This is a genomic window from Ignavibacteriales bacterium (assembly GCA_015709675.1).
Lineage (GTDB): Bacteria > Bacteroidota > Ignavibacteria > Ignavibacteriales > Ignavibacteriaceae > H2-BAC3.
Genome location: CP054182.1, coordinates 3669409 through 3682349, shown reverse-complemented (window position 1 = coordinate 3682349; position 12941 = coordinate 3669409). Strand labels below are relative to the sequence as shown.

The following is a 12941-nucleotide window of genomic DNA, read 5'->3' as shown; positions in this document are numbered from 1 at the left end:
CTGTTATAAATTTCTCTCAATAAATTCAGTCATCATTTTAAATAGGTGCTGCCGGGTTTTTCCGCCGTGAATACCATGATCCTTCTCAGGATAATACATGGTTTCAAAAGGTTTATCTTCGGCAATCAGTTTCTCAGCCAGCTTTACCGCGTTCTGGAAGTGGACATTATCGTCTCCTGTGCCGTGAACCAACAGCAGCTTTCCTTTAAGCTTATTGGTATGAGCAAGTACCGCGCTGTTTTCATATCCTTCAGGATTAAGCTGCGGAGTCTGCATATAACGTTCTGTATAGATGGTATCATAGAACTTCCAGTGTGTGACCGGCGCAACGGAAATGGCAGCCTTAAAGTAATCAGCGCCTTTCATCAGGGTGAGGGCTGCATTGTAACCGCCATAGCTCCACCCCCATATGCCAATCCGTGAAGCATCAACCCAGGGCTGAGCTCCGAGATATTTTGCTGCTTCAACCTGATCTTGCACTTCAAAATTGCCGAGGTCTTTGTACACCTGCTTCTTGAACACTCTTCCGCGCCCGCCGGTTCCCCGGTTATCCACCGCAAAAATAATGTATCCTTTCTGTGCAAGCATCTGATGCCAGAGAAAGTTTGCTCCGCCCCAGCGGTCGTTAACTACCTGTGAGCCGGGCCCGCCATAGGTAAAAATAAGAACGGGGTATTTCTTTGCGGCATTAAAATCAGCCGGCTTTATGATATAAGCATTAAGATCCTGCCCGTCTGAAGTGTTAAAAGTCAGGAACTCAAGTTTAGCAAGGTTATAGTCCTTAAAGACGGACATATCAGACTCAGCGAGAGTTTTAATCTTATTTCCTTCGCGGGAATAAAGATACGTATTGGTGAGTGTGTTTGCGTTTGAATAACGGTCAACATAATACGCGCAGGAGGGGGAGAGGGAAATATCATGCGTACCTGCTTCATCGGTCAGGCGCTTCTTTTCAGAACCGTCAACCCGCACCATATAGAGATCTGAATACATTGCCCCCCGCTCTTTAGAAGTGTAATAAACCATGTTGGTGGTTTCATCATAGCCGAGAATATCAGTCACATCCCACTTGCCTGAGGTGAGCTGTGTTATCTGTTTTCCCTGATCAGAGAAATGATAGATGTGGTTATAACCGTCTTTTTCGGAAGTCCAGAGGAATCCCTTTTCACTGATGGTGGGAAAGAAAAGATTATCATGCACCTCAACCCAGGCATCATCAGTTTCGGTATAGATGAGTCTGGTTTTTCCGGTTTTCGGATTGGCGCTCAGAAGGTCAAGTTTATTCTGCAGACGGTTCAGGCGCTGAATCCACAGATCGCCGCTGAATGCATTAAACTTTATCCGTGCTACGTAAATATCCTCTTCGGCTCCGAGATCGGCAAAAACATTCTTGTTTGATTTCAGGTCATAGATGCCGATTTTCACCTGCGAGTTGCGGTCGCCTGCTTTGGGGTAGCGCATATCAATAGAGTTCAGATAGAGGGAATCCCATTTCTGGATTTTTATCTCAGGAACATTGGTCTGATCAAGCCGCCAGTAGCCCAGATAGCGTGAGTCATGCGACCATGCGTAGGCCTGGATAATGCTGAACTCCTCTTCATATACCCAGTCAAATACGCCGTTCAGCACCACATCAGAGCCGTCAAAGGTGAGCTGCTGCTCGGTGCCCGAGGGGAGGTCATACACAAAAAGATTGTGCCCGCGCGAGAAGGCAATTTTTTTTCCGTCAGGCGAGAACTGCATGTTAATCTGCTGCTCTTTTGATGCAACTTCCGCGGTTACGGCTTTCTTTGCCACGTCGTATATATAAAACGTTCCGCCGCTTTTGAGTGAGCGGGCAGGCAGCACACCGGTTATCATTAAATGGGTTCCGGCAGGGGACCACTCATAGTTTGAGAGGGTAATCTGCTCACCATCTGAGGATTTTAAATCAGCCCCTTTAATCAGAAGGGTTGTATCTTTTCCGGCAATATCAAAGAAATGAACATTCATTGCCTTTGTTCCGGCATCATATCTGGAGAATGAGAAACCGGTACCCTGCGGATGCCACTTCAGCCCTGAGACTGATTTGGCGGCAAAACTCTTGTTGGTATATATCTCATCAACAGTCAGATTCTTCTGCGGCAGAGCAGATGCGGCGAGAAACAAAAAGAAAATAAACAACATCTGATACTGGAACTTCATTACTTCTCCTTTAACTCTGGATAAAATTCTGATACATATAAACTAATTGCCGTCAATCATGCGGCCAAGACCGCCAAGGATTGAGCCCTCATCCTTGCGTGCACCGCCTGCCATGGGTGCCTGAGCGAGGATCCTGTCAGCCAGCCGGGCAAATGGGAGCGACTGCAGATAAACGGTACCTGTTCCGCGGATGGTCGCCAGAAACAGCCCCTCACCACCGAAGAACATCGATTTAAGCCCGCCGGCACGTTCAATATCATAATCCAGTCCGTCAGTGAACGCCACAATGCAGCCGGTATCAATGCGCAGCACATCATTAACTAATTCTTTTTTTACAATGGTTCCGCCTGCGTGGATGAATGCCAGGCCGTCACCTTCAAGTTTCTGGAGGATAAAACCCTCACCGCCGAAAAGTCCGGCACCGAATCTCTGGGTGAAGGCAATTCCGGTGCGGGTGCCTTTGGCTGCACAGAGGAACGAATCCTTTTGGCAGAGGAGCCGGCCACCGAATTTGGTAAGGTCAATCGGGATAATCTTGCCCGGATAAGGGGCGGCAAACGCAACCCTCTTTTTACCGGAACCGTGGTTGGTGAAGTGCGTAAGGAATATAGATTCACCCGTGAGCACCCGTTTGCCCACATTCAGGAGTTTACCCATAAAGCCCTCATTGGCATCAGAGCCGTCCCCCATTTTGGCTTCGAATTCGATGCCGTTTTCCATCCAGTTCATTACGCCGGCTTCGGCTATAACGGTTTCCCCCGGATCAAGTTCCACCTCGATGACCTGCATATCATCGCCGTAAATTTCATAGTCTATTTCGTGAGATCTCATAGTGATAATTCTGCTGATTTTTGGTTGAAAAGAACCGCAATTTACAATAAAAGGGGTATTTAACACACGGTAAATCGGATGGGAGGGGTGTGACAACTTTTAAAGAAAATCTGATTCTTTTATTGTTACACTTCAATAAGATGGGAAATTAGATTAAAGGGTTTATTTTAGCATAAGAAATGGGTAGGATTTCGGTACCATTTAATAAAAGAAACCAGACAGGTAGAAAAAAGAAACGCTCCTTGCGGAGCGTCGGACCGGAGATGCTATCTCTGGTGATGTTAAGGATACAAAAATATAAAAATTAATGGAAAATTCAAAGAATATTTTGCAAAAAGAACGGGTAGCTGTTTATGTAGACGGTTTTAATATCTATTTCGGCATGCTTGAAGCTGGGTTGGAAAAACTTAAATGGCTGAATTTGCGTACCTTAACGGAATCACTATTAAAACCCAATCAGAAGCTTGAAGAAATTAAATACTTTACAAGCCGTGTTAGTAATAATCCTGATAAACAAAAGAGACAATCAATTTATTTGGAAGCATTGGAATCAGTGGGCATAAAGATTTATTACGGACACTATCAGCGGGACAAGGTTGAGTGTAAACTTTGTGGAAATATCTGGGCGAATTATAATGAGAAGATGACTGACGTGAATATTGTAACCCAGATGATCATTGATGCGTATCAGGATAAATACGATATGGCAATGCTTATTTCGGGGGATAGCGATCTGGTTCCGCCAATAAAAGCAGTACATGAATGCTTTTCAAATAAAAGAGTTTTCGTTGCATTCCCTCCAAAAAGGTATAATAGTTCTGTCGCACTTCAAGCTAAAGGTTCGCTTACTCTTGGCCGGGCGAAATTATCGAATAGTCAATTTCCCGAAGAAGTTCAAAAAGCTGATGGGTTTGTATTAAAAAAGCCTGCAGAGTGGAGTTAAACATTACTGTTTGGATTGGTGAGGCTCATCTTACATCTTAAACACAGTTATTCTCAGGGGAAATTAAAAAATAACTTTGGAAGTTTAAAGAATTTCCGCAAAGTGATAATTATCCTTCGTTCAGCAATTATAGCCTAGTTTGCACAATTATCCTAAAATGATAGTTAAAGAATAAAAGTTTGATCTGAGATTCGGAATCTTTAGGTTTCTCTTTAATTGTTTTGCAACTCCACCTTAATCCATATTAGAAATATCTTGGAATGAGAAGTATGAACGAAATTAGTGTTGTGGATTTTACGATTCCGTCTTTCACTTTTTCGTAAAAATTTCAGACTATAATTTTACGTATTTAGCCCAAAGAGAGTCTTCTATTTTAGAGTATTTTAACGACTCTATACATTTTTCTTCTTCAGCGGTTGTGATTTTCTTATCTTTAAATATATTCTTTAAGTTCGAGTTATAAATATATATTATATCCATTTAGAATTTTTTTTCGGGAGTTGAATAGTTCCGGAATTCATCAATCCCATTATTTTGAACTATCGAATCTAACAGACTTTATGATTGCTCTTGTGATCGTATCCCCTGTTTTTTTAAGGGAAGATTAATATCTATTAAACCATGAGTCTTTAGAAATTTGTTTAATTTTGTAGTCGAAACTTAAACTATCTGCTAGTATTTTATATTTGCTATACTCTAATAAAAATCTTTGGCTTTCTTTTTTGTGTGATAATTAAATAGCAATACGTAGATGTATGCAATTGTTACGACGAGGATTAAAACTGATGAATAAATAAACACCCTCTCAAAAATCTTTTCCCTAAATGTGCTCAGAACTACTTCTCTAAAATAATAGTTACAAGTACTAAAATTAAAATCTTCATTTTAAACTTATCCAGAAGCGATAAAAATCAGATCGACTATTAAAAGGGCATAAACCTTTAGTGCAATATTGCAATTATTCCCAATCAAAGTCAAAAGCTTTATTATAAGTTACCCCCCCCTCTTTCCCATCCTTTTTCAATTCCTTACATTTCAATACTGATTTTTCGCAATTTTCCCGGCTATAATGCAAATATCTTCTGAAAACATCCTTCTGCTCGGGTCGCTGCTTCTGCTTCTGACGATTGTTGCAAGCAAGACCTCTTCCCGGCTTGGCATTCCGGCGCTGATTGTCTTTCTTGGCATTGGCATGCTCGCCGGTTCGGATGGTCCCGGCGGCATCTATTTTGATGACCCCAAACTGGCCCAGTTTATCGGGATTATTTCTCTCTGTTTCATCCTTTTTTCAGGCGGATTTGAAACTAAATGGGAGAGCATTAAACCGGTGTTCTGGCGGGGGATTGCACTTTCAACTATAGGGGTTTTTGTTACCGCACTCACCGTTGGAGCCCTGCTTCATGTAATCGTCGGGCTTGAATTTATTTATGCACTCCTTCTCGGTTCCATTATATCCTCAACCGATGCTGCGGCCGTATTTTCCATTCTCCGGACAAAGGATATGGGACTGGATCATCAGACCCGCTCCACCCTGGAGTTTGAAAGCGGAAGTAATGACCCGATGGCTTATATCCTGATGCTGGCATGTATAAATATTATTACAGCCGGTGAACTGAATATGGGAGAGCAGATTTTCTTTCTGATTAAACAGATGGCCATAGGCGGAATTTTTGGCTACGCTTTGGGCAAAGCAGGGGTGATAGTCATCAATAAAATAAATCTCACGTACGAAGGTCTTTACTCTGTTCTGCTGACTGCGATGCTGCTCTTTGTTTTCTCCGTGACTGATCTTCTTGGCGGAAACGGATTTCTGGCGGTTTATCTATTTGGCGTAATTCTGGCGAACAGCAGTCTGATTCATAAGAAAAGTCTTGTCAAGTTTTTTGACGGTGTTGCCTGGATGATGCAAAGCGTCATGTTCCTCACCCTCGGGCTGCTGGTTTATCCTTCAGAATTGCTTCCGGTGCTTGGAACGGGATTCCTCGTCGCGGCAATTCTGATTTTTGTTGCACGTCCGGCCGGGGTCATGTTAAGTTTGCTGCTGACCCGGCTTAAATTCAGGGAAAAAGTGTTTTTATCCTGGGTCGGACTCCGCGGTGCGGTTCCTATAGTTTTTGCCACCTATCCCTTTATATACGGGGTTGAAAATGCAGATCTGATATTTAACGTGGTCTTTTTTATCTCAGTTGCCTCGGTAGTGGTTCAGGGGACTACTCTTCCGTTTGTTGCCGGCAAACTGAAACTGCTGGTTGAGGAACATGAGCGGAAACTGACTCCGCTTGAATCAGAACTGAGCGAAAGTATCAAAAGTGAACTGATGGAGTTTTTTGTTCCTCACGGCAGTGCCATTTCCGGGATGAGGATCGTTGATCTTCATTTCCCCCGGAATGCCCACATTGCAATGATTAACCGGGAGGAGAAGTTCATAACCCCTTCCGGCGGGACGGTGCTGCAGGAGGGGGATATCCTGATTATTATGGCGGAGGAGAAGGAAGCACTCCGTACGGTAAGCGAATTACTGAGCCGGCCGGCGATAACGCCGAATCGGGAACCTGAAAGGGATGCCTCAGGGGAGGATCAGAAGCCGCCGAAAGGTGAGTAAATAAGGAAAAGGTTTTTGGGAAAATCCTCATATATCAGAGATAAAAGATATAATGTTGCAATGTTTCCTTTGAAGTGAAACGGAATTTTGATTAAGTTTGCCCTATTCCATTAATTAAAAATCATAAGGATAAAAATTTAATGGGTTGGTTATCTCAAACCTTTACCTCGTCTGTCGGCAAGAAACTGGTAATGGCTATTACCGGACTCTTTCTGATCTCATTCCTGATTGTTCACCTTTCGGGAAATTTCCTCCTGCTAAAAAATGACAACGGCGCTGCCTTCCTCCAATACTCAGAGTTCATGAAAACAAACCCGGTTATTCTGATCATGGAAGTGGTGCTGTTCCTTGGTTTTATTTTTCATGCCTTTAACGGATTCCGCCTCGCACTGGAAAACAAAAGAGCCCGCCCGGTTGATTACGCGGTAAACCGCCCTTCGGAAAACAGCTCGTTTTTTTCCCGCACTATGGTCTGGACCGGAAGCATCGTCTTTATCTTTCTTGTGATCCACCTGAAAAGCTTTTTTGTTGACCATAAGGTAACTGCCTGGATGGGCGCAACTCACGAAGAAACCCTCTATCAGGCGGTCGTAAGCGCGTTTCAGAATCCGGTATATACCTGGTTTTACGTTGTTGCCATGGTGCTGCTGGGTTTTCATCTGAATCACGGTTTTCAGAGTGCGTTTCAGACGCTCGGGCTGAACCATAAAAAATTCACGCCCCTGATACAGAAACTCGGGCTTTTTTACGCGATAGTGGTGCCTCTGCTCTTTGCGTATGTGCCGCTCTACTTTTTATATATATACAAATCCACAGGAGGAAACTGATATGGAACTGAACTCAAAAATTCCTGCGGGTAAACTTGCTGATAAATGGACCGATTATAAGGCACATATTAAACTTATCAATCCGGCTAACAGAAGAAAATATGAAGTAATTGTCGTAGGCACCGGACTTGCGGGCGGATCAGCCGCTGCATCTCTTGCGGAGATGGGCTATAAGGTAAAGGCATTCTGTTTTCAGGACAGCCCCCGCCGTGCGCACAGCATTGCCGCGCAGGGCGGCATAAATGCCGCAAAAAATTACCAGAACGACGGTGACAGTATATACCGTCTGTTTTATGATACCATAAAAGGAGGCGACTACCGTGCCCGTGAAGGGAACGTTTACCGTCTTGCTGAATTGAGCGTAAATATCATTGACCAGTGCGTGGCTCAGGGTGTCCCCTTTGCCCGCGAGTACAGCGGCTACCTTGATAACCGTTCATTTGGCGGCGCTCAGGTTTCCCGGACCTTTTATTCACGCGGCCAGACCGGGCAGCAGCTTCTGCTTGGTGCTTATAGCTCCATGGCTAAACAGATGGGGCTTGGCAATATTCAGATGTACAGCCGCTATGAGATGCTTGACCTGGTTATCATCAACGGAAAAGCCCGCGGTATCATTGCAAGAAATATGGTAACAGGCGCTATTGAGCGGTTCCTGGCTGATGCGGTTCTTCTTTCAACCGGCGGATATGGAAACGTTTATTATCTCTCTACCAATGCAAAAGGTTCAAACGTAACCGCTGCGTGGCGTGCACATAAGCGCGGTGCTTTGTTCGGAAACCCCTGTTATGTGCAGATTCATCCGACCTGCATACCGGTATCGGGTGATCATCAGTCCAAATTAACTCTGATGTCCGAATCGCTTCGTAATGACGGCAGAGTCTGGGTTCCGAAGAATCCGGGTGATACCCGTGCCCCGCAGAGCATTCCTGAAGATGAGCGTGATTATTTCCTTGAGAGGAAATACCCCTCATTCGGAAACCTTGTCCCCCGCGATGTTGCTTCACGCAATGCAAAAGCTGTCTGCGATGAAGGCAGAGGAGTGGGTTCCAGTAAACTTGCAGTATATCTGGACTTTGCTGATTCAATCAAACGGCTCGGAAAAGATAAAATTGCCGAAAAATACGGCAACTTATTTGATATGTATAAGCAGATCACGGCAGAGAATCCTTACGAAATGCCGATGCGTATATATCCGGCAGTTCACTATACCATGGGCGGCCTCTGGGTTGACTATAACCTGATGAGCAACATTAACGGACTCTTCGTCCTGGGTGAGGCAAATTTCTCTGATCATGGTGCTAACCGCCTCGGCGCGAGTGCGCTGATGCAGGGTCTTGCAGACGGTTATTTTGTTATTCCGTATACCCTTGGTGCATATCTCGCTGAAGGCGGGTTCGACAAAGTTACAACCGATCATGATGAATTTAAGCGCGTAGAAAGTGAAGTACGCGGACGCATTGATAAACTGATTTCAATAAAAGGTGAGCACTCCGTTGACCATTACCACAAGAAGCTTGGCAAAGTGATGTGGGATTATGTCGGGATGAGCCGCAATGCTGACGGGCTGAAGTTCGCGGTTGAAGAGATCAAAAAAATCCGTGATGAATTCTGGCAAAATGTGCGTGTTACCGGTGATGCTGCCGAGCTTAATCAGTCCCTTGAAAAGGCCGGCCGTGTGGCAGACTTCCTTGAACTTGGCGAACTGATGGCTCAGGATGCGCTGCACAGGAATGAATCCTGCGGCGGTCACTTCCGTGAGGAATATCAGACCGAAGAAGGTGAAGCTCTGCGTGATGACGATAACTATGCTTACGTAGCTGCCTGGGAATATAAAGGCGAAAACAACGGTTATCAGATGCATAAAGAACCTCTGGTATTCGAAGAAGTATCACCAAGCAAACGCAGTTATAAATAAGAGAATTGTAATACGAGGAACATAATGAAAATAACCTTAAAAGTATGGCGTCAGAAAAACGCGCAGAGTGAAGGCAAGTTTGAAACCTATCCGGCACCTGAGATATCCCCTGATATGTCTTTCCTTGAGATGCTTGATGTGGTGAACGAACGCCTGATCGAAAAAAATGAAGAACCGATAGCATTTGACCATGACTGCCGTGAGGGCATCTGCGGAAGCTGCAGTTTGTATATCAACGGCCGGGCTCACGGTCCTAAGAAAGGTGTGACTGCCTGCCAGCTTCATATGAGGTCGTTTAATGACGGCGAAACTATTCATGTTGAACCCTGGAGAGCTAAACCTTTCCCGGTCATTAAAGATCTGGTGGTTGACCGCACAGCATTCGACCGCATCATGGAAGCGGGGGGATTCATCTCCGTTAAAACCGGCTCAGCCCCTGACGGAAATGCAATCCTTATTCCTCATGACCAGGCGGAAATGGCGATTGATGCAGCGGCATGCATCGGATGCGGCGCTTGCGTTGCTGCCTGCAAAAATGCCTCGGCTATGCTCTTTGTTTCAGCAAAGGTATCACAGTTCACACTTCTACCGCAGGGGCATCCCGAACGTGAAACCCGTGTGACTAACATGATTGCGCAGATGGATAAAGAAGGATTCGGTTCATGTACCAACACCGGTGCCTGTGAAGCTGAATGCCCGAAGGAAATCTCCATCACCAATATCGCCCGTCTGAACAGAGAATTCATAAGGGCAAGCGTTCTCTAAACAATTCCTCCCACAAGGAAAACCAAAGCCCTCCAAACCGGAGGGCTTTTTTTATCCCTCGACTCCGCTCGGGAACCGTCCCTCGACTCCGCTCGGGAGCCAAGTTGGGCGGGTGTTTTCTCTCCCTTTAATGGGTATTTTTCGCTAAATTTGCCACTTGAAATTAGTTTTTTTATAATCCTGGTGCGGTTTCGTGATGTTTGAAAAAGAAATAAAATACATCTCCGACTTCAATATCAATAAGATTCGGAAGCTGGGTGCATTCTTTACGCTTGACGGGCTTGCCTCAGCCAGGGTTCATCCCGCAATTTTTCAGTACATCTCGGCAGAGCTGGATTATCTCTTTTACCGGGACAGAAAAAGAATTATCAAACAGTCCCTTTTTGATTACACCCTGCCTGAAGTATCCCCCCATTTTAACGCAATAGGGGATATCATAAAGCAGCACAAACTTTTGCCCTTTGAGGATATTAAGGAACTGGTTGTTCAGGCAGTACAATTTAATGTACACCTGCTGCTAAGGCCGAAAGCAACGCTCTCCCGGTTCATCTTCGGAGAGGATGAAGAAAAAAGCGCTGAAGAGGTACAGATTCTCCTCCGCTATTTGTACTATTATGATTTTTACCGGAAGGTGACTTCAGAATTTCTGGAGAAGAAAAAAATTCTGAAATTCCGGTATGAGGAATTTGAATCGGTCGTAAATAATCTGACCAGACTGCTTGTGGAAAGCCAGACGCAGGCAATGATTGATACGGCACTAACCTCCATGGCTGATTTTTTTAATGCCGGTGATGTAAACAAATCGCTCATTCCGGTTGCTGCAGTTGAGATGTATCTGAAAGAAAAAAATCTCGGGATGTATATATCCAAAATCAGGACGATACTTTCAACAGATATGAAGAGGCGTTTTGAGGTAGATGACTTTAAGAATGCCATGTACAGCAATATTGCCATTTCGCTTGACCGCGAGCTCAGGGAAAAACTGAATCAGGAACTTGCCGAAGAATATAATTCTGACTCGTTATCATCAATAGAGCGGGGCAGATTTTCTTTTGGATCAGGCGCATCACTTCAGACCCCGGAGCAGGAAGAAATTGATTATGCTGAACCCTCAGGCAGCAAAAGAGAGGAAGACTCCATTTCGCTTGATGAACTGCTTGATGAGTCAGAAACTCCTGCCGCACCGCCGGTAATACCTCAACCGGGAAGATCGATGCCGGCTGAACCGGTTAGATTTCCGGAAGGAGTTGAAGAGGAAGATGCTGAACCTCACAGCGGACTGAAAGAGATGGTAATTCCTGAAGAAGAGAAAAAGGAAAGTAGTGATCAGACTCCGGCATCGCAGGGAATCGATTATACCGATTCCCGAACCCCGGCATTTACGATAACTATTCCTGAGTTTCAGGCAGACCAGACCCTCTCTGCTGAGAATAATATATATACAAGTCCTTCAGCAGAGGATATAGCCGCTGAAGCCGCGGAGACTTTGCCGGAAGAACTGACTTCAGCACCGGCAGCCGAAGTACCGGTTTCAATTCAGGTTCCGGAGCCGGAAGCAGAACCGGAAAAACAACCTGATGATGAAGAAGAGGAAGAAGAACCGGCTCGTGATTTATTTTCGTACTTCTCAACCCGTGAGACAATGCGGGTTGTTGAAGAAATTTTTAACAACGATAGTCTTGACTTTGTAAGCACGATGGAAAGTGTTGCGGAGTGTGAGAATTTTGAACAGGCGCAGACGTTATTGAAATCCGTTTTTTATACCTATAAGATAAATACACTCACCAGCAAGGAAGCTAATCTGCTTACTGCAAAAATTGAAGAATACTTCAGAGGGGGAAAATAAGTTTTGTTTGTTGATTACGCAGAAGTATTCGTAAAATCAGGCGATGGCGGCGACGGCGCAGTTGCATTTCGCAGGGAGAAATATGTGCCCAAAGGCGGACCGGCCGGCGGCAACGGCGGAGACGGCGGCAGCGTATATATTATCGCGGATGCTAATCTGAGCACATTGCTTGATTTCCGCTACCAGAAACGATATATAGCCCGGAAAGGGGATAACGGAGCGAACGCACTCCGTGACGGAAGATACGGCCAGGATATCTTTGTAAAGGTTCCGGTCGGCACTGTGGTGAAAGATAAAGATACGGGTGAAACGCTCTGTGATTTTACGGGTGCGGGACAGAAATTTTTAGCGGCAAAAGGGGGGCGCGGCGGAAAGGGAAACAGCAATTTTGCAACCGCGGTGCATCAGACACCCCGGTATGCTGAAAACGGAAAACCGGGGGAAGAGAGAAATCTCATTTTTGAACTGAAACTGATTGCTGATATCGGGCTGGTTGGTTTCCCGAACGCGGGGAAGTCAACACTAATCTCCGTTATATCAGAAGCGAAGCCAAAGATTGCAGATTATCCGTTTACAACACTTGAACCGAATCTCGGAATTGTACGATATAAAGATTTTAACAGTTTTACCGTGGCTGATATACCGGGAATTATTGCCGGTGCGCATGAAGGCAAAGGGCTTGGCCTGCAGTTTCTGCGCCACATTGAGCGGACAAGAATTCTGCTCTTTCTGATTGATGCTTCATCGGAGACACATGAGCAGGATTATGATACTCTGCTGAATGAACTGGAACTCTACAGTTCTTCGCTTGCGGCAAAGAAAAAGATTATTGCCATCAGCAAGTGTGACATAATCGAAGAAAGCGAATGGTCTAAGCTTCAGCAGAAAAAGTTCAGAGATTATGACGAAAAAGTATACGTGATATCTTCAGCAGCAGGATTTGGTATTCAGGAAATTCTTGATAAATGCTGGCAGGAAATATCATCCGAAAAAGAAAAATTAATTGACTGAGTTAAAAGACCCGAGGA

Annotated in this window: 9 protein-coding genes; 7 read left to right on the top strand and 2 right to left on the bottom strand. The window is 44.9% G+C overall.

The window, feature by feature from the left end:
* Positions 1–3 precede the first annotated feature (3 nt).
* Both HRU80_14520 and HRU80_14515 read right to left on the bottom strand, forming a co-directional pair.
* Entirely contained in the window at positions 4–2184 is a 2181-nt protein-coding gene (locus HRU80_14520) for a DPP IV N-terminal domain-containing protein (GenBank protein QOJ30014.1), read from the bottom strand.
* 42 nt (positions 2185–2226) lie between these two features.
* Positions 2227–3015, bottom strand: a complete 789-nt coding sequence (locus HRU80_14515) for a TIGR00266 family protein (GenBank protein QOJ30013.1) — start codon at positions 3013–3015, stop codon at positions 2227–2229.
* A 307-nt stretch (positions 3016–3322) separates the two neighbouring features.
* Here HRU80_14515 and HRU80_14510 point away from each other — a divergent pair, with 307 nt between their 5' ends.
* From HRU80_14510 to obgE, 7 genes are all read left to right on the top strand, one after another.
* A complete protein-coding gene (locus HRU80_14510; GenBank protein QOJ30012.1) occupies positions 3323–3958 on the top strand; it encodes an NYN domain-containing protein in 636 nt (211 codons plus the stop codon).
* 1069 nt (positions 3959–5027) lie between these two features.
* Positions 5028–6560 (top strand): potassium/proton antiporter, encoded by a 1533-nt coding sequence (locus HRU80_14505; GenBank protein ID QOJ30011.1) that lies wholly within the window; start codon positions 5028–5030, stop codon positions 6558–6560.
* A gap of 140 nt (positions 6561–6700) precedes the next feature.
* Entirely contained in the window at positions 6701–7387 is a 687-nt protein-coding gene (locus HRU80_14500) for a succinate dehydrogenase cytochrome b subunit (protein QOJ30010.1), read from the top strand.
* Position 7388: 1 nt separating this feature from the next.
* Complete coding sequence (locus tag HRU80_14495; protein QOJ30009.1) at positions 7389–9302, top strand: fumarate reductase/succinate dehydrogenase flavoprotein subunit; 1914 nt, start codon at positions 7389–7391, stop codon at positions 9300–9302.
* A gap of 24 nt (positions 9303–9326) precedes the next feature.
* On the top strand, positions 9327–10067 hold the full coding sequence (locus HRU80_14490) for a succinate dehydrogenase/fumarate reductase iron-sulfur subunit (protein QOJ30008.1): 741 nt from the start codon (positions 9327–9329) through the stop codon (positions 10065–10067).
* A 196-nt stretch (positions 10068–10263) separates the two neighbouring features.
* Positions 10264–11913, top strand: a complete 1650-nt coding sequence (locus HRU80_14485) for a hypothetical protein (protein ID QOJ30007.1) — start codon at positions 10264–10266, stop codon at positions 11911–11913.
* A gap of 3 nt (positions 11914–11916) precedes the next feature.
* Complete coding sequence (gene obgE, locus HRU80_14480; GenBank protein ID QOJ30006.1) at positions 11917–12924, top strand: GTPase ObgE; 1008 nt, start codon at positions 11917–11919, stop codon at positions 12922–12924.
* Positions 12925–12941 lie beyond the last annotated feature (17 nt).

What these genes read in the sequence shown, in the direction of transcription:
- HRU80_14520 (QOJ30014.1), bottom strand. Translation starts at nt 2,184, where the DNA reads ATGAAGTTCCAGTATCAGATGTTGTTTATTTTCTTTTTGTTTCTCGCC.
- HRU80_14515 (QOJ30013.1), bottom strand. Translation starts at nt 3,015, where the DNA reads ATGAGATCTCACGAAATAGACTATGAAATTTACGGCGATGATATGCAG.
- HRU80_14510 (QOJ30012.1), top strand. Translation starts at nt 3,323, where the DNA reads ATGGAAAATTCAAAGAATATTTTGCAAAAAGAACGGGTAGCTGTTTAT.
- HRU80_14505 (QOJ30011.1), top strand. Translation starts at nt 5,028, where the DNA reads ATGCAAATATCTTCTGAAAACATCCTTCTGCTCGGGTCGCTGCTTCTG.
- HRU80_14500 (QOJ30010.1), top strand. Translation starts at nt 6,701, where the DNA reads ATGGGTTGGTTATCTCAAACCTTTACCTCGTCTGTCGGCAAGAAACTG.
- HRU80_14495 (QOJ30009.1), top strand. Translation starts at nt 7,389, where the DNA reads ATGGAACTGAACTCAAAAATTCCTGCGGGTAAACTTGCTGATAAATGG.
- HRU80_14490 (QOJ30008.1), top strand. Translation starts at nt 9,327, where the DNA reads ATGAAAATAACCTTAAAAGTATGGCGTCAGAAAAACGCGCAGAGTGAA.
- HRU80_14485 (QOJ30007.1), top strand. Translation starts at nt 10,264, where the DNA reads ATGTTTGAAAAAGAAATAAAATACATCTCCGACTTCAATATCAATAAG.